General features: G+C 43.0%; 20 protein-coding genes and 1 other RNA gene. 10 read left to right on the top strand and 11 right to left on the bottom strand.

Annotated features, from left to right (window positions below):
- Window positions 1–92: 92 nt before the first annotated feature.
- The 11 genes from H6G08_RS03740 to nifB all read right to left on the bottom strand — a co-directional run bounded on the left by H6G08_RS03740 (window position 93) and on the right by nifB (window position 13,416).
- On the bottom strand, window positions 93–569 hold the full coding sequence (locus tag H6G08_RS03740; protein ID WP_190538945.1) for a NifX-associated nitrogen fixation protein: 477 nt from the start codon (window positions 567–569) through the stop codon (window positions 93–95).
- The gene (gene nifX, locus H6G08_RS03735) at window positions 566–970 is read right to left on the bottom strand and encodes a nitrogen fixation protein NifX (RefSeq protein ID WP_190538944.1); all 405 of its coding nucleotides are present in this window, start codon (window positions 968–970) and stop codon (window positions 566–568) included. The genes H6G08_RS03740 and nifX overlap by 4 nt, the downstream gene beginning before the upstream one ends.
- Window positions 971–1,029: 59 nt before the next feature.
- Window positions 1,030–3,810, bottom strand: a complete 2,781-nt coding sequence (locus H6G08_RS03730) for a bifunctional nitrogenase iron-molybdenum cofactor biosynthesis protein NifEN (RefSeq protein ID WP_190538943.1) — start codon at window positions 3,808–3,810, stop codon at window positions 1,030–1,032.
- A gap of 132 nt (window positions 3,811–3,942) precedes the next feature.
- Complete coding sequence (locus H6G08_RS03725; RefSeq protein WP_190538942.1) at window positions 3,943–4,233, bottom strand: Mo-dependent nitrogenase C-terminal domain-containing protein; 291 nt, start codon at window positions 4,231–4,233, stop codon at window positions 3,943–3,945.
- Window positions 4,234–4,329: 96 nt separating this feature from the next.
- Complete coding sequence (nifK, locus tag H6G08_RS03720) at window positions 4,330–5,868, bottom strand: nitrogenase molybdenum-iron protein subunit beta (protein WP_190538941.1); 1,539 nt, start codon at window positions 5,866–5,868, stop codon at window positions 4,330–4,332.
- A 511-nt stretch (window positions 5,869–6,379) separates the two neighbouring features.
- Entirely contained in the window at window positions 6,380–7,867 is a 1,488-nt protein-coding gene (gene nifD, locus H6G08_RS03715) for a nitrogenase molybdenum-iron protein alpha chain (RefSeq protein ID WP_190538940.1), read from the bottom strand.
- 189 nt (window positions 7,868–8,056) lie between these two features.
- Window positions 8,057–9,016, bottom strand: a complete 960-nt coding sequence (gene nifH / locus H6G08_RS03710) for a nitrogenase iron protein (protein WP_339381707.1) — start codon at window positions 9,014–9,016, stop codon at window positions 8,057–8,059.
- A 307-nt stretch (window positions 9,017–9,323) separates the two neighbouring features.
- Entirely contained in the window at window positions 9,324–10,259 is a 936-nt protein-coding gene (nifU, locus tag H6G08_RS03705; protein WP_190538938.1) for a Fe-S cluster assembly protein NifU, read from the bottom strand.
- A 101-nt stretch (window positions 10,260–10,360) separates the two neighbouring features.
- The gene (nifS, locus tag H6G08_RS03700) at window positions 10,361–11,557 is read right to left on the bottom strand and encodes a cysteine desulfurase NifS (RefSeq protein ID WP_190538937.1); all 1,197 of its coding nucleotides are present in this window, start codon (window positions 11,555–11,557) and stop codon (window positions 10,361–10,363) included.
- The gene (locus H6G08_RS03695; protein ID WP_190538936.1) at window positions 11,554–11,913 is read right to left on the bottom strand and encodes a 4Fe-4S binding protein; all 360 of its coding nucleotides are present in this window, start codon (window positions 11,911–11,913) and stop codon (window positions 11,554–11,556) included. The genes nifS and H6G08_RS03695 overlap by 4 nt, the downstream gene beginning before the upstream one ends.
- A 42-nt stretch (window positions 11,914–11,955) precedes the next feature.
- Entirely contained in the window at window positions 11,956–13,416 is a 1,461-nt protein-coding gene (gene nifB / locus H6G08_RS03690) for a nitrogenase cofactor biosynthesis protein NifB (RefSeq protein ID WP_190538935.1), read from the bottom strand.
- Between the two features lie 1,714 nt (window positions 13,417–15,130).
- Here nifB and nifV point away from each other — a divergent pair.
- The 10 genes from nifV (at window position 15,131) to H6G08_RS03645 (ending at window position 23,231) form a co-directional block, all read left to right on the top strand.
- On the top strand, window positions 15,131–16,246 hold the full coding sequence (nifV, locus tag H6G08_RS03685) for a homocitrate synthase (RefSeq protein ID WP_190538934.1): 1,116 nt from the start codon (window positions 15,131–15,133) through the stop codon (window positions 16,244–16,246).
- Window positions 16,247–16,366: 120 nt separating this feature from the next.
- Complete coding sequence (locus tag H6G08_RS03680; protein ID WP_096647218.1) at window positions 16,367–16,633, top strand: nitrogen fixation protein NifZ; 267 nt, start codon at window positions 16,367–16,369, stop codon at window positions 16,631–16,633.
- Window positions 16,630–16,833: a putative nitrogen fixation protein NifT gene (gene nifT, locus H6G08_RS03675; protein WP_190538933.1), complete on the top strand. Its 204-nt coding sequence runs from the start codon at window positions 16,630–16,632 to the stop codon at window positions 16,831–16,833. The genes H6G08_RS03680 and nifT overlap by 4 nt, the downstream gene beginning before the upstream one ends.
- Before the next feature lie 71 nt (window positions 16,834–16,904).
- Complete coding sequence (locus H6G08_RS37315; RefSeq protein ID WP_242046055.1) at window positions 16,905–17,096, top strand: hypothetical protein; 192 nt, start codon at window positions 16,905–16,907, stop codon at window positions 17,094–17,096.
- Entirely contained in the window at window positions 17,024–18,328 is a 1,305-nt protein-coding gene (locus H6G08_RS03670) for a glycosyltransferase family 2 protein (RefSeq protein ID WP_242046054.1), read from the top strand. The genes H6G08_RS37315 and H6G08_RS03670 overlap by 73 nt, the downstream gene beginning before the upstream one ends.
- A 353-nt stretch (window positions 18,329–18,681) precedes the next feature.
- Window positions 18,682–19,221, top strand: coding sequence for a DUF3172 domain-containing protein (locus H6G08_RS03665; protein ID WP_190538931.1), 540 nt, complete (start codon window positions 18,682–18,684; stop codon window positions 19,219–19,221).
- Between the two features lie 582 nt (window positions 19,222–19,803).
- Entirely contained in the window at window positions 19,804–20,292 is a 489-nt protein-coding gene (locus tag H6G08_RS03660; protein ID WP_190538930.1) for a pentapeptide repeat-containing protein, read from the top strand.
- The gene (locus H6G08_RS03655; RefSeq protein ID WP_190538929.1) at window positions 20,289–21,449 is read left to right on the top strand and encodes a 5-(carboxyamino)imidazole ribonucleotide synthase; all 1,161 of its coding nucleotides are present in this window, start codon (window positions 20,289–20,291) and stop codon (window positions 21,447–21,449) included. Before H6G08_RS03660 ends, H6G08_RS03655 begins: the two co-directional genes overlap by 4 nt.
- A 59-nt stretch (window positions 21,450–21,508) precedes the next feature.
- Window positions 21,509–21,690: non-coding RNA, 6S RNA (gene ssrS / locus H6G08_RS03650), on the top strand.
- A 299-nt stretch (window positions 21,691–21,989) separates the two neighbouring features.
- Window positions 21,990–23,231, top strand: coding sequence for a M16 family metallopeptidase (locus H6G08_RS03645; protein ID WP_190539057.1), 1,242 nt, complete (start codon window positions 21,990–21,992; stop codon window positions 23,229–23,231).
- Window positions 23,232–23,384 lie beyond the last annotated feature (153 nt).

Below are 23,384 nucleotides of genomic sequence, written 5' to 3'. Positions count from 1 at the left end.
ATTTGCTCGAAATATAGAGCGTATAATCTTGAAATTCCTAAATTGATGATGTTCCCTTCTGCCATCTGCCTTCTGCCATCTGCCTCACCTGCTTATAACTTGGCAACTTCAGTGTATTTCTCTGCTAACTCAATACCCTTTTGAGTTAGTTTTTCGCCCTCTTCTGCTAATTTTTCTAGAGAATCAAAGCCAAAACGTTGAGCATCGCGTAAGGTTCTGGCGACTAGTAATAAACGACCGGAAAACACCAGCACCCAGCCAAAACCCTCATGACTCAAATCAATTACCACCTGGGATAATGAACCAGTTTTTTGTTCAATTTGGGCTGCGATCGCGCGATAGAATGACATAATTCTGGCTTTGGTAGCCGCTTCCACATCACCCTCTACAGAAATTTGGCGTTTCGCTTGCTTGCTGACAATATAAGGTTTGAGAATTAATTCATCCGACCAATTGCGATAAAATCCATAGGAATCTTGGGCGCGAATTTGTCTAACTAACTCTTGGACAAATGGAGAATTTAACGCTTCGCTGCTAGTGTTTTGATTAACAATTTCCGTTGAACTCATACGGTTACTTCCTCTTCTTCAAAACTTGGTGATTTTTGTTGTAAAGCTTTTCGCAACCAAGGGGGAGGGCTGCCTTTTAAAGTTTGGACTAACTGCTCTAAAAGGTCAGTAATTTTATCATCCTCAGACCTCGCTTTGATTGGTGTAATGCGTTTCTTAATTAACCGAGCAGCCGCACTACCACCAATTGCTGAGACATAAACAATCGTGCAATCAGCTAAAGCTTCAATTTTGGGAACTAATTTATCCTCATTCCCATCTTCCTTAAGGTCGCCATCAAATTTTAAAGTATTGAGAAACTGATAACCCTCCGTGGAAACCTCATAAACATCTATTTTTTTCGCCCAACCAAAATGAGCATTAATATGAATTTGGTCGCTAGTTGTAAAAGCAATTTTCATAATTTATCCTCCACAAACTACAAACTTTAAACCTTATTTTCTTCTTTGCGCCTTTGCGTCTACTCTGCGAGAACGGCTTCGCCGAATGCGTGAGCTTTTTCTTCTTCTATGTCCAAAAATAAATTGCCAATATCAAATAACAGTTGAATAGTTCCTCGGTAACCGACAGTACAACGCTGTCCATTACCCAAGCGGTCAAAAACCGGGAAACCGAGACGATAGTGAGGAGTATGCAGACGGCGAGCGATCGCTTTACCATGAGAATTAGCAATAACCAAATCAGAACCTACTGCTAATCGCTCAAAATCTTCCAAATCCCCAATAGTCACGCTTTCTACTGGCAAATTCTCTAACAGTGGCGACTTTGTAGTTGTGACGGCAGCGTGAATTTCCGCACCCATCGATTGCAAAAACCAAGCTGTTGACCACAATAAATCAGGTTCCAGCGCTAACGACACCCGCTTACACCCAAAATAAAAGTGAGTATCAAGCATCGCATCTTGCAACTGGCGGCGTTGGTGGCAATATTTTTCTGGAACTGCATTCCCGCTAATATCTACCAATCCTTGCAAGAAATTATCGACTGCGCCTAACCCAGTCAGTTGGGGAAACACCTCAAAAGGTATATCAAACTGAGTTTGCAAACTTTCGGCTGCACCGCGCATACTCTCGCCTAGTGCAAGGGTAAACACCGAACTACCCATTTCTCGCAGTTCTGGTAAAGTTGTCCCACCACCTGTCACCGCACTGTAGGAATCATCCAAGTGACCGTCAAGGGAGGCGGAAAGGTCAGGTACTACAATGGGTTTTAGCCCAAAAGCTGAGACAATCTCTTTAATTTCCTGTACATCCCCAGGAGTAAATGCAGAACTTACCAAAATATTGACTTGGTCTAATCTGGTTTCTCCCGGTTGTGGCAATTCCTTAACTATACTTTCCACGGCGGCGGCAAAACCATCTTGTAACGCACCTTTAAAATCAGGTGTAGAAGCAAAGACAATCGGCAAATCATATAATTCTGGGTGACGCTTGCGAATACTTCTGAGGATTCCTTCCATGTCATCCCCTCTAGTTTCCGTGAGTCCGGTAGTTAACAAACCGATAATTTCCGGCTTGGATTTCTCTACCAGCGTCAGGATTGCTTGCTCAATATTATCCTCGCCACCTAAAATAGTGCTAACTTCTGTCATGGCAGTGGTGGATAGGGGAATAGCTTCCCGAAAATGCCGCACTAACATAACTTTTGCAAAAGCAGTACAACCCTGAGAACCGTGAAACAAAGGCATTACACCCTTCAATCCTAAAAATGCTAAAGCTGCACCTAAAGGTTGACTTTGCTTGAGAGGATTCACCGCAACAGATTTCTGCGAATTTCTAACTACAGTTTTCCCCCTCTGCTCACGCCAGTTGCTACAACGGAGGGAACCTCCGCAACGCACTGGCTCCTCTGCTTCCTCTGCTCCCTCTGCTTTCTCCTCCCACAATGCCGGCTTCCGCACCTGCGCCCATACCGGACTATGCAAAGCCTCATCCAATTCTCGCGCCATTTCCACCATACCCACATATCCAGCATAGGGATGATGGCGTTCTTGATTAATATCTAAAAATGGGATGCGGGCTTTGAGGGCAGTGTATTGATTGCGACCACCAGCAATCAGCATATCTGCTTTTGTCTGGGCAATCACCCGGAGTAATTCTTGGGCGTTGCCTTTTTCCATAGCAATGCCATCTTTTCCTAGTAATTCTTTGATCCTCGCTTTATCTTCTTCAGTACTTTTCTTGGTACTGGTAGCCACAACTTCCATGCCTAAGTCCTTCGCCGCCGAGATAATCGACCAACTTTTCACACCCCCGGTATAAAGGACAACCCGCTTATCTTTGAGGCGATCGCGGTAACGAGCTAAAGCAATATCTAGCGCAGTAGTTTCTTCTGTAATTAATTTTTCTACTCTTTCTTGTAAAGCGCGATCGCCTAATTTTGCGGCAATATTCCGCAAACAGCGATTCATATCATCTACACCGTAGAAAGATTCTTCAATATAAGGGATACCATAACGCTCCTCCATCTTTCGCGCCACATTAATCAAAGCTCTGGAGCAAATCATCACATTCAGCTTGGCACGGTGAGCATAACGCACTTCATTATACTTAGCATCACCCGTAATTTTAGCGAGAACGCGAATACCTAATTTTGCAAATAAGGGCAGAACACCCCACAATTCGCCAGCAATATTGTACTCACCAATCAAATTAATATCATAAGTGGTGGTATATTCTGGTTCAGCAGTACCGATAACATATTCTAGTAAAGCTTCCCCACCGACGCGATTACCCAGATTTTTACTGCCAATAAAACCAGGTGAATTTACGGGGATAACAGGTATACCTGTTTTCTTAGCTGCCGCTTCACAGACTGTATCCAAATCATCGCCAATCAACGCCGTTACGCAAGTGGAGTAAACAAACACCGCCGCAGGCTGATAGCGTTGCTGTACTTCCAAAATTGCCTTGTACAGCTTCTTTTCGCCACCGAAGATGATATCATTCTCACTTAAATCAGTCGTGAAACCCATTTTGTAGAGATGGGAATCAGAGGAAAGACTACCACGACCACCCCAAGAATTACCAGCGCACGCGATCGGCCCGTGGACTAAATGAGCAGCATCGGTAATCGGGACTAGGGCGATGGATGCACCATCGAAAGCACAGCCTCCTTGAGCCGCACCGGGTTGGGCTTGTTGGTGACAAGACTTGTTTTTCTTCTGCCCATGCTTGTGGTGATTGTGTTCGCATCCTGGTTCACTCAGCAGCTCGTTAATTTTGCCTTGGGTGATTTTCATGACTTGATGGGTGATTGGCAATCAAATTTCTTGTTTTTCTTCCTTCGTGTACTTCGCGTCTTCGCGGTTCGTTTTCAAGAATATTTCTTAACGCAGAGGAACACAAAGGTAAACGCAAAGGTACGCGGAGAATTAGCAAATATATTTCGTGATATCTTCACCACACTCATCTGAGAGATAAGACAGACTGCGAAAGCGTAAACCCACAAACTCGTTGTAGAGCGGATTTAATTTGCAGAGTGGGGGAATGTGGAAAGTGTGTCCGAGGAATTTAACGTCGCGTTCAAAAGGACAACAACAGGGAATAACTTGACAAATGAGATGGGCGATACGGCGATCGCATATTTGAAATCGATCCACCCATCGGCGTAAGGGAGAGAGAACATCAAAAAAGCGATCGCGGCTGTGGATGATTGTACTCATAGCGGCTGGTATAAAGGAGACAAGGAGGACAAGGGAAGGGGGACAAACAGAATAATTAGTATCAATGCCCAATGCCCCATGCCCCATGCCCAGTTATCATCGAATCAAGTCGTAAGAAATATCGGTCTTAGATGGAATAATGGTGTTGCGATCCAACTCGTCTAGAAGTGTGTTAACAATCCAGTTGAGGAGGTTGATTGTACCTTGGTAGCCGTAGGTAGCGTAGCGGTGCAGGTGGTGGCGATCAAAGATGGGGTAGCCAATCCGCACAAATGGGGTTTTGGTGTCGCGCCAGAGATACTTACCGTAGGAATTGCCGATGAGCAAGTCTACAGGTTCAGTAAAGAGGAGCGATCGCATGTGCCATAAGTCGCGTCCGCCGTGAATTGTTGCACCTTGACCAAATGGGCTAGAGTCGAGTAATGCTCTTAGTTCTGCCTCAAAATGTTCGTTGCTATTGCTGACAAGGATGTGAACTGGTTCCGCACCAACTTCTAATAAGAATTGTGTCAAACCAATTACCAAATCGGGATCGCCATACATTGCCACCCGTTTACCATGTAACCATGCTTGCGAATCGGTTAACGCATCCACTGCGCGTCCCCGTTCGTCTTCTAATTCTTGGGGAATTGGCTTACCAGTTAACGCCGACAGTTTCATCAAAAATTCATCAGTACCGCGAATGCCCACAGGACGGTTAACGTAAGTCTTTTGATGCCATTCGTGTTCGATGTATTCGCGAGTTTTGGTAGTAGCGTAAGCTTGGAGTGCGATCGTCGCTTCAGCATTAATCGAATCAGCCGCATCTTCTAGCTTAGTTCCACCTGGATACATATTATATGTACCGTTATTCGGAGAATCCAGGTATTCGGAGTTATCTGCTAACAAGGTGTACTCAATTCCCATCACATTAGCAATCCGCTTAATTTCCCGCAGGTTACCAATGTAGGTTTCAAACCCAGGAATAAAGTTAATTTTGCCGTTAGTGGTTTCTTTCTTCTTACCTGCTGTCAAATTCGACAAAATTCCCTTCATCATATTGTCATATCCCAATATGTGGGAACCGACAAAGCTGGGGGTATGAGCATAGGGAACGGGGAATTCTTCGGGAACCGCACCTTCTTCTTTAGAAGTTCTAATAAAAGCTTGCAAGTCATCCCCTATTACCTCTGCCATACAGGTAGTACAGACAGCGATCATTTTGGGCTTATACAGGTTGTAAGAAACTGCCAAACCTTCAATTAAGTTCTTCAAACCACCGAATACGGCTGCATCTTCTGTCATCGAGGAAGATACGGCAGAAAACGGTTCTTTAAAGTGGCGGGTGAAGTGGCTGCGGAAGTAAGCAACGCAACCTTGAGAACCATGTACAAAAGGTAGCGTACCTTCAAAACCAACAGCAGCTAAAATTGCGCCTAGAGGTTGGCAAGCTTTCGCTGGGTTAACAGTCAACGCTTGGCGGGCAAAGTTCTTTTCGCGGTATTCCCAGGTTTTTGTCCAATCAGCCATCTGGGTAACTTCTTCAGATTCATGCCCACATTCAAACTCTTTCTTGGCTTGAAATAGCTCTTGGTATTCCGGTTGCTGAAAAAGTTCGGCGTGATCTTTGATTTTGTTGATGTCGTTTTGTGCCATAATATTAGTTCTTCAAGCTTTGAAAGTAATCAGTTCAAGGTCTGAGAAAACAACAATTTTGATGTCTAGTTGTCAGGAACCCCCCGGCTTTAGCTGTGGGCTTAAAAAAGCCTTGACCTGACCAGACTAAGTTCTTAACTGAACTACGTTAGAGGTAAGAGTTAAAGACCTACCAAGGAATGCGTAGCTAGTTCCTTGCTCTAGAACCGAACGATTAAACAGGCTTAAAGGGGTTAAACCAGTGTCGTTTGGATAGTTACCGACCTCTAACATTGTCGAAGCTCACTTTACTGGAGTAGCAAGGCAATTCCCGGCATACAGGGAAATAGATAAGTACTACTCCTATGCTTATCTATCCCCTATTGGGGGACTGCGATAGCGTAGCGTTAGCGAGCTTGCGAGCGTCTTAAAATCGCCTGCCCCTTACCTTCATGCATGAATGCAGGGGTTTCCACGGGGCGAGGAATCCGATGAGTTTTGAATGCTAGAAAATTCAAAACTCATAGCTTTTTCACTCACTTTTTTTCCAAGGTGCGCCGATTAAGCTCCAAGTCGGGCTGTTGAGAGCGAGATCCATGTCACGGGCGAAGATGGCGAATCCGTCGTAGCCGTGGTACGGCCCAGAATAATCCCATGAGTGCATTTGCCGGAAGGGAAGCGCCATTTTCTGGAAGACGTACTTCTCTTTAATCCCGGAAGCGATTAAATCTGGCTTAAGTGCTTTGACGAAATGCTCAAATTCATAGGCAGATACGTCATCGTAAATCAATGTCCCGTTCTCGACATAGTTAGAAGTACGTTTGTAGTCGTCGTTGTGACCGAATTCATAACCTGTGCCAATCAACTTCATACCCAGGTCTTCAAAGGCGGGAACAACGTGACGGGGACGTAAACCGCCCACCATGAGAGCAACTGTTTTTCCTTCTAAGCGAGAGCGATATTTTTCGAGTACAGCTTTGGTTTGCGCTTCGTACTTAGCGATGACTTCTTCTGCTTTCGCTTGAATAGTCTCGTCAAACTTGGCAGCAATTTCTCGCAGAGAGGCCGCAATCTTGGTGGGGCCGAAGAAGTTATATTCTAACCAGGGAATACCATAAGCTTCTTCCATGTGGCGCGAGATGTAGTTCATGGAGCGGTAGCAGTGAACTAGGTTCAGTTTCACGCTAGGGGTGAGCATCATCTCGTGTAGTGTACCGTCGCCAGACCATTGAGCGACAACCCGCAAGCCGATTTCTTCTAACAGAATGCGGCTAGACCAAGCATCACCACCAATGTTATAGTCCCCGATAATTGCTACATCGTAGGGGCCGGGTTCAAATCCGAGGGTGCCTTCTTTCTTGGCTTTGTCAGCTTTGGGGAATACCCAGTCCCGGATGGTGTCGTTGGCAATGTGGTGTCCGAGGGATTGGGATACGCCCCGGAAGCCTTCGCAACGTACAGGAACAACAGTTTTACCAGTTTCCTTAGATTTCTTCTTGGCTACAGCTTCGATATCGTCGCCAATTAGACCAATAGGACATTCGGATTGTATGGAGATACCGCGATTGAGGGGGAACAGTTCTTCAATCTCATCGATTAATTTAGCAAGCTTTTTGTCTCCACCAAATACAATGTCCCGTTCTTGGAAGTCGGAAGTGAACTGCATGGTGCCGAAGGAATCGATACCAGTAGTACCGATGTAGTAGTTACGCCGACCTGACCAAGAGTAGTAACCGCAACCAACGGGGCCGTGGCTGATGTGAACCATGTCTTTGATGGGGCCCCAAACCACACCTTTTGAGCCTGCATAGGCGCAACCACGGGTGGTCATTGTACCAGGAATGGATTTGATATTGGACTTAACGCCGCAATCAGATTTACCTTCTTCGTAAACGTTTAAGTGTTTTTCGCGCTTTTTGCGCGATTTTTCGGGGTAGGCTTCTAGAGCCTCTTTTATAAGTTCTTTTTTATCAGCAACTGATGTTGCTTCTGTTAAAGTTGGGGATTCGGTAGGTGACATAATTCTATATCTGCCTCTTTAGTGGGGATGAGGGAGTTGCAATGGAAGAGACTGAGTAGGTTGGGTAGAACGCAGTGAAACCCAACATTCTTCGGGATTTGTTGGGTTACCCTTCGGGAAGCCGCTTCGCGTCTACGTTCCTCAACCCAACCTACAAATTTTGATTTTTGACAACTGAGATTGCTGCAATTAGACTACTGCGGCTGCTTTACCAGCGTCTTGAGCGATCGCTTTTTGATATTCTTCTTCGCCACCGAGAATACCGAATTCCACGAGCAAGTCTTCCAATTCGTCCATAGAGATGGGGGTAGGAATTGTCAGCTTGGTATTTTCTTTGATTTTCTTAGCGAGAATCCGGTACTCTTCAGCTTGAGGATGTTCTGGCGCATACTCAATTACAGTCATCCGGCGCAGTTCTGCATGTTGCACTACATTGTTACGGGGAACAAAGTGAATCATTTGGGTGTTGAGTCTTGCAGCCAATGCTTCAATTAATTCAACTTCGCCGTCAACGTTACGGCTGTTGCAGATTAACCCACCCAAGCGCACGCCACCGGAGTGAGCATATTTGAGAATACCGCGAGCAATGTTGTTAGCTGCATACATTGCCATCATTTCACCGGAACAAACGATGTAGATTTCTTGCGCTTTACCTTCGCGAATTGGCATAGCGAAACCACCGCAGACAACGTCACCTAATACGTCGTAGGAAACGAAATCTAAGTCTTCGTAAGCACCGTTTTCTTCTAAGAAGTTGATGGCGGTGATGATACCGCGTCCAGCGCAGCCTACACCAGGTTCAGGGCCACCTGACTCTACGCATCTGACATTCAAGTAACCATTCAGCAATACTTCTTCGAGTTCCAAATCTTCAACTGCACCGCGTTCAGCAGCTAGGTGCAGAATGGTGGTTTGCGCTTTGCTGTGCAACATCAGGCGGGTAGAATCTGCTTTCGGGTCGCAACCTACAATCATGATCCGTTCGCCCATTTGCGCTAAACCAGCGATCGTATTTTGAGAGGTTGTAGACTTACCGATACCGCCTTTACCGTAGAATGCGATTTGTCTAATGTTGTCAGTCATTGTTGTTTGTCCTGCAATAAGTTTGGTGGTTGAGGTTTTTTGGTGGTCTGGGTTTGAGAGTGCGATCTAATACCAATTCAAAATTCAAAATTCAAAATTCAAAATTAAGAAATTCAGACTGTATCTGGGTTTCTGGCTTTGAATGTGTTATTAGATTTTAGAGAATTGGTATATTTAGGCGATCGCTTGTCAGAACGTCGCTGGTGGCGCTCGCTCTAACACCTTTGGTTCGGGAATAGAGACAGTTTGCATATGTTTGCTAATTCGTAATTCCTAAGCTGTTGCAAATTGAATTCGCATACAATGTTTAGCCACGATGCTAATAGATTCTGGGCTGTTCATTTTGAATTTTGAATTTTGAATTTTGAATTGTTTATCGACCCTTAGCAAGGCTGAATAATGGGTCAACAGCTTCTACTCGTAAGCTTGGGCTAACACGCTCTTGTAATTTGGCTTCAACGGCAACTTTCAGGGTGGCGGTACTGCTAGGACAGGAACCACAAGCACCTTGCAATACTACCTGAACGCGATCGCCATCTACATCGTAAAGTTCAATATCTCCGCCATCAGCAATTAGCAGTGGTCTAACTTCTTCATCGAGAACTTTTTGAATCAAGGCAATTTTTTGGACTGTGGTTAGTGGTCTTGGGGATTGCTCTTGATTAGTGGCAATATTTGCCACAATTTGGTTACTTAATTTATAGCTAGTACCAACAGCTGATTCCTGTTTCACCGCAGCGATTAGGTCATCGATATTAGCAAGGCAAGAACCGCAGCCGCCACCAGCCTTGATATAGCTTGTTACCTGTTCCGCAGTGGTGAGGTTGTTTTCTTGAATCACCCGGCGAACCTTGGCTTCGCTGATGCCAAAGCAACTACAAACTAAAGCACCTTCATCATCGTCATGGGCAACTACAGGAATACCTCGGTATTTGAAAATCGCTGCTTCTAAAGCTTCTTGTCCCATCACTGAACAGTGCATCTTAGCTTCTGGTAATCCGCCTAAGTATTCAGCAATCTCTTTATTGGTGACTTTTAGCGCTGCATCTAAGGTCAGACCTTTGATTAACTCAGTCAAAGCCGAAGAAGATGCGATCGCACTGGTACAGCCAAAAGTTTGAAACCGAGCATCAAGAATCTTATCGCTGTCTACTTCTATTTTTAGGTGCAGTCTTAAAGCATCTCCGCAAGCAATACTGCCCACTTCTCCAAAAACCACCGCTACACCTGACTCATCGCTATTTTCAATTGCACCTTGGTTTTTGGGGTTGTAAAAAAGTTCTAGTACCTTATCTGTATAATCCCACATGACCGCTTTTAGATTGTGTATGAATTATTGAATATTCGACATTAGGTATAAAGTAAAACTTCCCCCTCTGCCCCTCTGCTTCCTCTGCTCCCTCTGCTCTCTTAGTGAGCCAAAGCCTCTTCCCTTCCTTGCAGCCAATCAGCTTGGTCGTTATTAAAGGGAGAAATAGCGCGTAAACGTTCAACAATTGGCGGCATTACTTCTAAAACTCGGTCTATCTCGGCTTCAGTGGTGTAACGTGAAAGACTGAAGCGAATCGAACCGTGTAAAGTGGTGTAGGGTAAGCCCATAGCCCGCAAAACATGGGAGGGTTCCAAAGAACCAGAAGTACAAGCGGAGCCAGAAGACGCACAGATACCGTATTGGTTGAGGGATAATAAAATCGCTTCGCCTTCGATATATTTGAAACCGATGCTGGTGGTGTTGGGCAATCTTTGCGTAATATCACCGTTAACTTCAGTATCATGAATTGCAGATAGTAAGCCTTTTTCTAGGCGATCGCGTAATGCTTTTTCCCGTTGTACATCTTTTAAATGTACCTGTGCCAATTCCGCAGCTTTGCCTAAACCAATAATACCGGGAACATTCTCTGTACCTGCTCTGCGTCCCCGTTCTTGATGTCCGCCGATTAACAGGGGACGGAACCTCACACCGCGTCTGACGTACAACGCACCCATACCTTTGGGAGCATGGAGTTTGTGACCGGAGAGGGTGAGCATATCAATGCTGCTGGTTTTGAGGTTGAGGGGAATTTTACCTACAGCTTGCACTGCATCTACATGGAAGATAGCACCTGCATCCTTCGCCCGCAACCCAATCTGCTCAATGGGGAAGACTACACCGGTTTCATTGTTGGCGTACATGGTAGAAACTAAAGCAGTATTCCCAGTTAAGGCGGCTTCTAGTTCCATCAAATCAATTTGACCCTTGCGGTCTACAGAGAGGTAGGTAACTGTATAACCTTGTTTTTCCAGTTGTTTGCAGACATTGAGAATCGCTGCGTGTTCTACTTGTGTGGTAATGATGTGGCGCTTTTCAGGTTGGGCGGCTAAAGCTGCTTTGATAGCTGCATTATTACCTTCAGTACCGCAACTGGTGAAGATAATTTCCGAATCTTCTGCACCCAACAAAGCTGCAACTTGCGCTCTCGCTTCTCTAACTGCTTTTCCTACTTGTCCGCCAAAGCTGTGCATCGAAGAAGGATTACCGTAAAACTCGGTGAGGTAGGGCAGCATTGCCTGTATAACTTGTTCATCTACCTTGGTTGTAGCATTATTATCTAAATAAATTACATTCATGCTTCCAGACTCACCACATCTTGTTTACGCTTAGAAAATTGCTCGGAAAGTTTTTGAGAGTACAGATTAAACCAGCGTTCCCAGTAATCTGCTTGGTAAGTTCCTTTTAACTTCGCCACTAAACGGTCGTGAGTAGCAAACCAGGATTCCCAGTAATCAGTCAGTGCTTTTACGCAACCATCTTGTATCGGACATTCGGCGGCACATTGGGCTACACTATATGCACCAACACAGTTTGTACAAAGGCTAGAGTCAATCCAGTAGCGATCGCCTGCGATAATTTTAATAGCACCAGTGGGACATGAAGATTCACAGCGACCACAGGAAATACATTGGTTAGTAATCTTGTAAACCATGATGATTCTCTTTTTAAGCAGTCAACAGTCAACGGTCAACAGTCAACAGTCAACAGTTTTCTCTAACCCCTTGATATACTGGTCGTAAAATTCCAAAGCCACTTTTTCGATTACGTCGTAAGCTTCAACTGTCTGTAAACCAGCTTTCTGCAATTCTTCTTGAGGACAGTGACCGATTTTAGAAACTAGAACTGCTTTACAATCGGAGATAGCTTGAATAATGTTGTCTAAAGTCGCTTCCTCACCATATCCGCTTTGACAATAGTGGTCAATTTTGCGATGACCAACAAATTTAGCGCTGCTACCATCTACTTCGTAAACCATAAACTCTTTCGCGTGACCGAAGTGCTGGTTAACTAAACCGCCGCCTTTGGTAGCGACTGCAACTAAGATTTTGGGTCTGTTCTTGAGAGTTGTTGTTTGCAACGTCTCTACAGCTTTTTGTTTGGTAGCTTTGATTTCTTGTTGCGATTTCTCTATCTGTGCATGTACTTCTTGGCGTTGCTCCAAATTATATTCTGGAGCCATTTCCATGAATTTATCTTTGGTAAATTCTTGACTGCGGTCTTCACCTAATAAACCTACCGCATCAGCGCGACATTGACGACAATGGCGCATCATTTTCATATTACCAGAACATTTATCTTGTACTGCCTTCAGTTCTTTAGGATTGGGGCCGCGTTGACCAGTTAAACCAAAGTGAGTACCGTGTTCTGGGGCAGAAATCAAGGGCATAATATTATGCAGAAACGCGCCCTTGGAACGAATAACTTCGTTAACCTCTACCAAATGTTCGTCGTTAATTCCCGGAATCATCACCGAGTTAACTTTGCAGAGAATATCTGCTTCTTTGAGAGCTTGCAATCCTTCCATCTGCTTTTCATGCAGAATGCGGACACCTTCAATCCCTCTGTAGCGTTTGCGGTTGTAGTGAACCCAAGGATAAATTTTCGCGCCGATTTCTGGGTCTACCATATTAATAGTGATGGTGACATGATCGATATTAAGTTGTTTAATCCGATCTACATAATCGGGAAGCATCAATCCGTTGGTTGATAGGCAAAGTTTGATATCTGGCGCTTTCTCGGCAATTAACTCAAAGGTGCGGAAGGTTTTCTCTGGATTCGCTAGGGGATCTCCGGGGCCTGCAATTCCCAAAACTGTCATTTGGGGAATTTTCCCAGCAATCACTAAAACCTTGTGTGCTGCTTCTTCTGGTGTGAGCAATTCGCTAACCACTCCAGGACGGCTTTCGTTAGCACAATCATATTTGCGGTTGCAATAGTTGCATTGGATATTGCAAGCTGGTGCAACTGCAACGTGCATCCTAGCGTAGTGGTGGTGTGCTTCTTCGCTATAGCAAGGATGTTTTTCAATCCGCGCTTTCATTTTTTCATCTAAACTAGTTGTGGTATCAGTTTTGCTACTGCAACCACAACTACTAGATTTAGCTTTAGTTTCCGTGGGAGCTGATGTTAGGAGTCCTGTAGGTGGTGGTGTCATTGAATTTCGCTTACCTTGGGGATAAAGGACTGGCGTTATACAAGATGCTTTTGTTCGCTCTCAGTCAGAAATTAAAGTCGCGTTGTACTCTGAAAATTGCCTACTCTAGTTGGATAAACTTAGACTTTCGGCTAATTTGTCCAGCTAGGGGATTGGGGTAAATTGGGGTTTAAAGCGGCGACTTTGATTCATAGAGATGATTGCTACAAACTTGGATAGCGATCGCTTTTAAGTGTTTAGCAATACATTTGTGTTAGTGCTTTAAGTGTTGAGCGATACATGTCTTATTTATACCAGTCACTTGAAAGGCGGAAATTGCTGGTGTTTTTTATAATTTATTAAATTTATTACTCTTGTACTCAAAATCTGTAACGCAGAATTAGTAAGGTTTATGGAGATTTTAAAAAACTTTTTAGGTATAGGTACTAGTATTTATTCCCTGGGGTACGAGTATTTATAACGAAGGGGTTCAAGTATTTTTGTACTCGCCTGTAACTCAATACTAGCTTGAGTTTGAGTGTAATTTAAGTTGTTTTTTGCTGTTGTTCAATCTGTACTCAGATTGTCTGCGATCGCTCTTTTGAGAGCTACTTACTTACGTTCTTTTGAGAGAAATAACTGGAGCAGTAAGCAAACACTACCCCAGTGGCTAAGCGAAATTCAATTCCGTATCTAAAATAACACTTTTTCTCTGGAAAAAACTATCCTTAAAATAACTTTATCGAAAATTGTGTTTCCATATACAGACGAGCTAGCTTGGTTAAATGATGGGTCTGACCCCTAAATTAGGACAAAGACAGGAAATAGAAGCTCATAGAACTTGATATACGAGCATTGAAGTTTCATATCAGCACAGAGAAGGCGATTTTTTTGCCAAAACTTAGCCAAAAAATATTAGATTGTAGCTGGATATACAGACAAAAACTTTTCCATAAAAAATCTCTGCAATTACAAATGAGTACAGATGAGTACATATAAAAATATTCAAAAACTCATGACAGAGATAACTGCAAAAAGCACTTGGTGTAAAGCTTTCTTTGGAGTCAATCACCACCAATTTATCGCCTCTAAGATACGGTACGCATAATTAGAAAATACTAGTACCCTCAGATGGAAAAAAGTTTTTTCAATGTGTAAATTCTGATCCTATCGGAATTTATAAGAATTGAGTACAAGCTAATACAGGTACTGGTGTTGTTAGAAGCACCTGATATAAGTAATATGGGCATTGGGAATCTGTCAGTTGTCAATAATCAATAGTTACTTGTCCTCTGTTCTTCTGTGCCCCCTTTCCCTTCCCTCCTGTTGCCTTGACGATCGCTCTTTCACCCAAAATGATCTCAGCATCTAGATTTGTTAACTACTATTGCAAATATGCAATGGTAATTCATAATTGTTCATCAAGCATTTTTTGTATCAGTTGATAGTTAAGAACTAATTAAAAGATGTTTCAGTTTGGCAATTTTAATTTTCCCGCTCAGAGACTTTTTCATCACCTATCCCTTGTGAGGAAACTACGATGCTGACAATATTAATGGCAGGTATAAGTTTGATAGTTATTCCGGCAATGGTAAATACTTATTTTGGCTATTTGTTGGTCAAAGCCAAAAAGTAAATTGTAGTTAATTCACTATACCAATACCCAGCAACACACCTATGATTAAACTCAGGAACTCAGCGAAAATCTAAATTGCGACTCAAGGGGTTGTGTATTATGAATGCGATCGTGATTAATGACACTACACTAAGGGATGGGGAACAAGCTGCGGGTGTTGCTTTTAATATTCAAGAAAAAGTTGCGATCGCGCAATTATTAGATGCTATTGGTATTGCTGAATTAGAAATTGGTATCCCAGCAATGGGAGAAGTAGAAACAAAAGCGATCGCTGCAATTGCTAACTTAGGTTTAAAAGCAGAACTATTAGGCTGGAATCGGGCAAATATTGGCGATATTCAGGCTTCTATTAACTGTGGTTTACAGCGCGTACATATATCTGTGCCTGTCTCAGAAATTCAAATTGCTGCGAAGTTTCACGGACAATGGCGCTGTATGTTAGACAAACTCAAAGATGCTATTAGCTTTGCACGCGATCGCGGTCTTTGGGTAGCAGTAGGCGGTGAAGATTCTTCCAGAGCCACTGACAGCTTTCTCTTAGAAGTCGCCTTAAATGCTCAAGAATGGGGTGCTTCCAGATTTCGCTTTTGCGACACTGTCGGCATTCTCGATCCCTTTACTACCTATACCAAAGTTCAGCAATTGGTGACGTATTTATCGATTCCCCTAGAAATGCACACCCATAATGATTTTGGATTAGCTACAGCCAACGCCTTAGCCGGATTACAAGCGGGAGCTTTATCGGTGAATACCACCGTGAATGGCTTAGGGGAAAGAGCCGGTAACGCCGCCTTAGAAGAAGTTGTTATGGCGCTCAAACGCATTCAAGGTATTGATTTAGGAATTGATACAACCCGCTTGTTAGAACTATCTCGCATGGTAGCTACCGCATCCGGTTGTCACGTACCGCCTTGGAAAGCGATTGTTGGGGAAAATACCTTCGCTCATGAATCGGGGATTCACGCTCATGGCGTATTGCAAAACCCCGTGACTTACGAACCCTTTGCACCGGAAGAAGTCGGTTGGGAAAGGCGCTTAGTTGTGGGTAAACATTCAGGTAGACACTTGGTAGCTAAGTTGTTACAGCAACAAGGTATTGATTTAAATCCAGAACAAACCCAATCTGTCTTAGACGCAGTCAGACAACATTCAGTAGAGAAAAAACGCAGCCTTGATATGGAAGAACTTTTGAGTTTAGTTTCATCTCAAAAGTAATACCAGTTGACGGTTGACGGTTGACGGTTGACTGTTGACTGTTGACTGGGAAGAAAGTGTTTAATGTGTTTGTTTGCTGAAGAAATACTTCAATTGTTAACCTAAATAAGCTAGCTTGATATGCAATTAGATGAATTAGAACTAGATTTACCACCAGCCTTTGAAATTGGTACTAAAGTCAAAACTCGTAAGTTAATCCGTAATGATGGCACATACCCAGGGCAAGAAATTGGGGCAACATTAGCAAAAAAAGGAGATATTGGCTACATCATCAGTATTGGTACATTTTTACAAAACTCCTATATATATGCAGTGCATTTTATTGAAAAGGGTTTGATTGTTGGTTGTCGCAAAAAAGAATTAGAAGCTGTAGAGGAAATTAAATGAAAGTAATGCTGCGTCAAAATGCTACTGGACAGTTAGTAGTGTATGTTGCCAAAAAAGATTTAGAAGAAGAAGTTGTTAGTCAAACAATAGGAGATGAAGGAAAGATTTTCACCTTAGCAAATGGTTGGGAATTAGCAATTCCAGATTTAGCAGAACCCTTACGTTTACCCCAGACTATCGAGGCTAAAAGATTAGCTTGAAAACAGAGGCTAGGGGCTAGAGGCTAGAGATAAGTAACTATCAATGCCCAATGCCCAATGCCCAATGCCCCATGCCCAATAAAAAATCATCTTTAGGGGTGCAAAGCTTTGCACCCCTACTCGTGTATTTTAAGAATATGTCATGTTTTTCAGACTATATCTGGGCATTAACTGGGAGAATTGGTGTAAATTGTCAAGAAATATCTATCACTATGGTAAGGATATCGGCATTCATCGCGATCGCCGTTTGCAAGCGAGTTTAGTAGTTATACTTATTTTTGCTTTAGTAAGTTTGTTGCATTTAGTACCAGAGTTGCAATGGCTACTAGTCGGATTAACGCTGGTGCTAACTGTGCAAATGTTCCGAATGCTGATGACAAAACCAGCAAATCCAGTCATGGAAAACGATACTTATCTACCGCCAGTATCAATTGTAGTTCCAGCAAAAAATGAAAGTGTAGTTTTAGAAGATTTAGTTCACAGCTTATTTAATGTAGACTATCCTAGCGATCGCTTAGATATTTGGATTGTTGATGATGGTAGTATTGATGACACGCCAGCTATTTTGAGCAATTTACAAACTCAATTTCCCAATTTACAAGTTTTTAGCCGCCAATTAACCAATGGGAAATCAGCAGCACTGAACGCAGTTTTTCCCTGTACAAAAGGCGAGATTCTATTAATTTGTGATGCTGATGCCCAGTTACCTGTAAATATTCTCCGGCGAACAATACCTTTATTTAAAAATAAAAGTATTGGTGCAGTGCAAGTGAGAAAATCAATATTTAACTTACATACTAATTTTTTAACTCGCTGTCAACAAATGGAAATGATTTGTGATAGTTTCCTGCAAAGTCATCGCATTGCAGTCGGCGGAATGTCTGAGTTACGGGGAAATGGTATGTTATTGCGGCGAGAATTAATAGAAAAGTGTCAGGGTTGGAATGAAGACACTGTTACTGATGATTTAGATTTCTGTTTTAAACTTTATTTAGTAGGTAGTGAAATTGAGTTTGTCACATCTTTAGTGATTCAAGAAGAAGGAGTCATTACCTGGAAACAACTATGGCATCAACATTGTCGTTGGGCGGAAGGTGGCTATCAGCGTTTCTTAGATTATTTTCCCCAAATTTTAACTTTAGGTTGGAAAAAAGAAATCGATTTATTATTATTTTTTCTATTACAATTTCTCTTACCAATAGCCTTAATCCCAGATTTACTATGGTCAATATTTTATAGCGATCGCCCCGTGCTGTGGCCGCTCCAGACAATACTGAGCTTAATTTTAACATCAGCGTTCATCGCTGGACTTTACCAATACCAAAATTTACGCGGCTTGTCCTTATTATGGGCAACTATTCAAGGTTCCCTCTACATGGTGCATTGGATACCAGTGATGATGGTAGTTACCTTAAGAATGTGCGTGCAAAAACAGAGATCGCGCTGGATTAAAACCCAGCATAGAGGTAAAAATAATTACTATAATTTCAAGTGAATAGCTCCACGCGATGGAGGTTATGAAGATGCATATAATCTAGCCTGCGCAGCCTCACATAAAATTGGTATTACGCGATCGCCAGCAAAACAAATCTACCAGCATTTTTTCACGCGATCGCAACTTAAAAAGCATTTGTTTTGGCGTTATTCGGTTGTATGGGAAAAACATCAACAAAAATCTGCAACTGTCGTTACTGGCTCTAGGGCTGCAATGACAGGCTAAAATCTTACTTACGAAATAATTTACTTGAGCAGTTGCAGGCAATTCTTGCCAATAATCGGCATACTTAAAGAGGGAGATCGCTATAAACATCTCTCTGCTATCTGAGGCGTGAAGGTAAACCAGCGACAATGAGACGTACAACCACTAGTAGATCGGCTAATAGTTCTCGATCATCTTCATTTCAATCTTCAATATTTAACTTCACCACCATAGCAATTTTGGGGGGTGTGTTTGTGTTGGGAATTGGAATTGGCATCGCTTTTAGCTCGACAACCACTTTATCTCCATCTAACGTGGCTTCCCGTGAATTTATTGATACCAAAGCACCAAACCCTGAAATTTGCGTACAATACGGAGCCAGCGCAATGGTGATGGATGCAAGACTGTTTGTAACTCTTAACCCATTTAATGTCTACGTTGCTCAACCTAGTATGCGTCCTGGATGCGTTCTCCGTCAAAATAACTGGGCACTTTTAGAACAACGTAAGCTAGTAACATCCGATCAGGTAAGAGAATGTAAGAATCGTTTGAATACTTTTGGTTTCACAGGTAACTTAGATACTGATAAACCTGATATTAGATGTATTTATCAAAATGAAGCTGCGCAAAACTTCTTTATGTCTCAGCCAGGAGCAGTTGCGCCAACACAAGAAACGGATAGATTTTAGTTTAAATTTGTTCATTTACCATACAAATTGACGAACAGAGCCTGCTTTTGCAGGCTGCGTATTTATCGGAAAAAGCTAGGTTCAAAACCGAGTGGAATGGTGGGTGAAAGAATCATTGTTTTCCAAGGTAGGCAACGCCTAGAGCGTCAGCCGAACGGTAGAAACCGTGACATACTCCCACAAGTCGCGCAAGCGTTGGTGGCTATCTTTAATACGCGAATTTTGAATTTTGAATTGATTCATTTTTTGTAGTTCCCTAAGTCTTCACCATCGTACAATAAGCCTTGATCATCCAACAGTCAGCTTTACAGCAGTTTTCACCTATTTAAACTACATCTGTCGTAGGGGCACGGCACCGACAATATTTTGGTACATACAATAATTTTACTGGTGCCGTGCCCCTACAGCGTGGTCTATTTACCTGAAAATAGCTGTAATCATCCAACAGTCAGCCTTAAGAACTTGTTTGAAAGTCCCCAAGAAAAATACCTTCTGCCTCCTGCCCCCTGTCTTCTGTCTTCTTCAAGAAAATGGGATAAGCTAAAAGGCAGTGACCTAGACACTACATTGAGCTAAGTAAATATGTTTTGGCGGCAAGGGTTGGCATTAATTTTGGGGATTGTTGTACTATTCACAGCTTCCCCTGCACTCGCAGACTGGACTCATCCCCTGTCTTTTAGCAATGCACAATTAACCAGACGGGATTTTTCGGGACAAAGTTTGCAAGCAGCAGAGTTTTCTAATGCCAATTTAGAATTGACTAATTTTACAGGTGCAGATTTGCGCGGAGCAGTTTTGAGCGCTTCGACGATGACAAAATCAAATTTGCACGGGGCAGATTTAACAAATGCATTAATGGATCAGGTAAACTTATCTGGAGCTGATCTGAGCGATGCCGTTTTAAAAGAAAGTCTTTTATTACGTACCATATTTACTGATGCGAACATCAGCAATGCAGATTTCACTGATGCAGTTTTAGATGGGGCACAGGTTAAAGAACTCTGCAAAAAAGCCAGTGGTGTTAATTCTCACACTGGTGTCGAAACTCGTTATTCTCTAGGATGTAAATGAAGCGTGTTGGTATAATTGGTGGCGGGCAACTTGCCTGGATGATGGCGGATGGTGCAAGGAAGTTAGGGATAGAATTAATCGTACAAACTCCCAGTCAACAAGATCCCGCCGTCAATATTGCCCAAGAAACAGTTTTTGCTGTGGTGGATGACGCGAAGGCTACAGAGGTGTTAGCTCAAAAATGTGATGTCATTACTTTTGAAAATGAATTTGTCAATCTCGAAGCTTTATCTGTCTTAGAAAAGCAAGGTGTGTGTTTTCGCCCCAGATTAGCGGCTTTAGCTCCCCTATTAGATAAATATCACCAGCGTTGCTATTTACAAGAATTGGGCTTACCTGTTCCCCAGTTTTTTGCTGTGGATGAGTCTTTAATTCAGCAACCGACAGAATTACAAGGGAAAATTGCGCATTTAGGTTTTCCCCAGAAAAACCCAATAGTGCTGAAATCTCGGCGTCACGGTTATGACGGTCAGGGTACCTTTATTATTAAGGATTGGGAGAGTTTACAGCAAAAGCTAGCTAGCAAGAACCAACTTTATTTAATAGAAGAATTTATCCCCTTTGAGCGAGAATTGGCAATTATCGCCGCCCGTTCTGTAGATGGCGAGGTGGTGACATATCCAGTTGTGGAAACCCAACAAGAACAACAGGTATGTCGCCGGGTAATCGCACCAGCAGAGATTACAGCTAATTTAGCAGATGAAATAGAAGCGATCGCTCGCACGTTATTAAATAATCTCGAAGTCGTCGGTGTATTTGGCATTGAGCTATTTCTCACCCCAGATGGTAAAGTCCTCGTCAACGAAATTGCTCCCCGTACCCACAATTCGGGGCATTTTTCTCTAGATGCTTGTGAAACCTCCCAATTTGAACAACTCCTGAGGGCTGTTTGTGGTTTACCTTTAGGCGATACCGCACTGCAAAGTCAAGGCGCTGTGATGGTAAACCTGCTAGGTTACGAAACCTCCCACAGCGACTACCAAAGCCAACGCCAACAAATCGCCGCCATTCCCCAAGCTCACATTCACTGGTACGGGAAAACAGAATCGCGTCCGGGGCGAAAGCTAGGACACGTAACCGTTTTAGTTGATAGTCAAGACCGAGATGAGGTAATAGCGATCGCTCGTACCATAGAGTCTATCTGGTATCCCGAGTAAATTTACGAGAAAATTTTTATAGGAAACACACAACAACTTTTGAAGGTTATAATGAGTGAGTTGCACTACGACGTTGGTGACTGCCATCAAGTTTTTTGATCTATGTCTTTAAAGAAAAGGGCATCGACAGTTCTCGTGGCAGTAGACCGGGCAAGTACCCGGAAACTTTAAACGAGGCAAAAGATACCCACCTGGTTTTACCAGGTCATAAACTTAGGTAAAACGGCGTCGCGGTGAACTTAAAAATTTTTAGCTCCCAAAGTCAAATTTCAACCTTGGGAGCTTTAATTTATTTGTCATTTGTCATTGGTCATTTGTCATTTGTTAGAGACGCGATAACCCTTGTCTGTACAATTGTCCTCCTTGTCCCCATGCCCAATGCCCAATGCCCCATGCCCAATGCCCCATGCCCAATGCCCAAAAACCCAATTCTGTATAAATTGATTCTGAATTAGGCCCCTTTCAGAGTTAAGATTGCAAAATTGCGTTAAATTGTGGTTAAAGCTACAGAAATTGTCACAACAACAACTCACTTATACCGTGTTTCCAGCCTCGGTTGTCAATCTAGACAATGGTTTAACGTTGATTCATCAAGAGATTCCAACTACCCCTGTAGTTGTGGCGGATGTGTGGGTGCGTGCTGGAGCAACCCGCGAGCCTGAACCTTGGTTTGGCATGGCTCACTTTCTCGAACACATGATCTTTAAAGGGACAACAAACTTACCACCTGGGGTCTTTGATTATAACATCGAAAATCAAGGTGGCGTGAGTAATGCGGCGACAAGTTACGATTATGCTCATTATTCCCTGACAACGGCTGCTGCTTACCTGAAAGATACTTTGCCCCATTTAGGGGAAATGTTGCTGAATGCAGCGATTCCTGAAGATGAATTTAGCCGCGAACGGGATGTAGTCTTAGAGGAAATCCGCTCTTACCATGACGATCCCGATTGGTTAGGATTTCAATCTCTAATTCAAAGTATTTATAAAAATCACCCTTATGGGCGTTCGGTGCTGGGTACAGAGCAAGAACTGATGCTACATTCCCCAGAAGCTATGCGCTGTTTTCACCGCGCTCATTATCAACCAGAAAATATGACTGTGGTAATCGTGGGCGGAATTGATCGAGATTCCGCCTTAGATTTAGTTAATAGTTCTTTTGGAAATTTTGCCGATCGCTTAGATTGTCCCATATCTCAACCTAGCCAAGAGCCAGTTATCCAGGGAATTCACCGTCGAGAACTGCATTTACCCAGATTGGAACAAGGGCGCTTACTCATGGCTTGGCTCGCTCCAGGAGTAGAACAACTCCGTACCGCCTATGGGTTAGATATGTTATCTGTGTTACTTGCAGAAGGCAGAACTTCGCGTTTGGTGCGGGATTTGCGGGAAGAACAACAATTAGTCCAAGGGATTTGCAGTAATTTTTCTTTACAACAAAAATCGAGTTTATTTACCATTACTGCTTGGGTGGAACCAGAACACCTAGAAAAGGTAGAGTTCTTGATTCGCAATCATTTGGAAGAATTACAAAATACCCCAATCACCCAGCAAGAACTGGCGCGTACCCGCAGGCTACTATGTAATGAGTATGCTTTTTCTACAGAAACGCCAAATCAACTGACTGGGCTGTATGGTTACTACAATACAATTGCCAAGGCAGAATTAGCAGTTACCTATCCGCAACAAGTTCTATCTTTTGATGGCGAAGAACTGCAACAATTAGCTAAAAAGTATCTACAACCAGAAAATTACGCTATTACTGTTCTGAAACCCCGCTAGTTATATTAATTCGTAATTCGTAATTCGTAATTCGTAATTCGTAATTAAAATTTACTGGGCAATTAATAGTAAACATCAATTTGGTGCTTTTATGTGAGGGATGATGATATTTGACACTCTCCGCCCTAAAAGTGCGGAGATTCTTGGTTCTAC

The organism is Calothrix anomala FACHB-343, from assembly GCF_014696435.1.
In the GTDB taxonomy this organism is placed as follows: domain Bacteria; phylum Cyanobacteriota; class Cyanobacteriia; order Cyanobacteriales; family Nostocaceae; genus Aulosira; species Aulosira anomala_A.
The sequence above is the reverse complement of the archived record's forward strand: the minus strand, read 5'-3'. Positions and strand labels throughout refer to the sequence as shown.

Coding starts and splice junctions, on each gene's coding strand:
- H6G08_RS03730 (WP_190538943.1), bottom strand. CDS start 3,810: ATGAAAATCACCCAAGGCAAAATTAACGAGCTGCTGAGTGAACCAGGA.
- H6G08_RS03660 (WP_190538930.1), top strand. CDS start 19,804: ATGTTTTGGCGGCAAGGGTTGGCATTAATTTTGGGGATTGTTGTACTA.
- H6G08_RS03740 (WP_190538945.1), bottom strand. CDS start 569: ATGAGTTCAACGGAAATTGTTAATCAAAACACTAGCAGCGAAGCGTTA.
- H6G08_RS03695 (WP_190538936.1), bottom strand. CDS start 11,913: ATGGTTTACAAGATTACTAACCAATGTATTTCCTGTGGTCGCTGTGAA.
- nifU (WP_190538938.1), bottom strand. CDS start 10,259: ATGTGGGATTATACAGATAAGGTACTAGAACTTTTTTACAACCCCAAA.
- H6G08_RS03725 (WP_190538942.1), bottom strand. CDS start 4,233: ATGAGTACAATCATCCACAGCCGCGATCGCTTTTTTGATGTTCTCTCT.
- H6G08_RS03655 (WP_190538929.1), top strand. CDS start 20,289: ATGAAGCGTGTTGGTATAATTGGTGGCGGGCAACTTGCCTGGATGATG.
- nifB (WP_190538935.1), bottom strand. CDS start 13,416: ATGACACCACCACCTACAGGACTCCTAACATCAGCTCCCACGGAAACT.
- nifT (WP_190538933.1), top strand. CDS start 16,630: ATGAAAGTAATGCTGCGTCAAAATGCTACTGGACAGTTAGTAGTGTAT.
- H6G08_RS03665 (WP_190538931.1), top strand. CDS start 18,682: ATGAGACGTACAACCACTAGTAGATCGGCTAATAGTTCTCGATCATCT.
- nifX (WP_190538944.1), bottom strand. CDS start 970: ATGAAAATTGCTTTTACAACTAGCGACCAAATTCATATTAATGCTCAT.
- H6G08_RS03680 (WP_096647218.1), top strand. CDS start 16,367: ATGCAATTAGATGAATTAGAACTAGATTTACCACCAGCCTTTGAAATT.
- H6G08_RS37315 (WP_242046055.1), top strand. CDS start 16,905: ATGCCCAATAAAAAATCATCTTTAGGGGTGCAAAGCTTTGCACCCCTA.
- nifS (WP_190538937.1), bottom strand. CDS start 11,557: ATGAATGTAATTTATTTAGATAATAATGCTACAACCAAGGTAGATGAA.
- nifD (WP_190538940.1), bottom strand. CDS start 7,867: ATGTCACCTACCGAATCCCCAACTTTAACAGAAGCAACATCAGTTGCT.
- nifK (WP_190538941.1), bottom strand. CDS start 5,868: ATGGCACAAAACGACATCAACAAAATCAAAGATCACGCCGAACTTTTT.
- nifV (WP_190538934.1), top strand. CDS start 15,131: ATGAATGCGATCGTGATTAATGACACTACACTAAGGGATGGGGAACAA.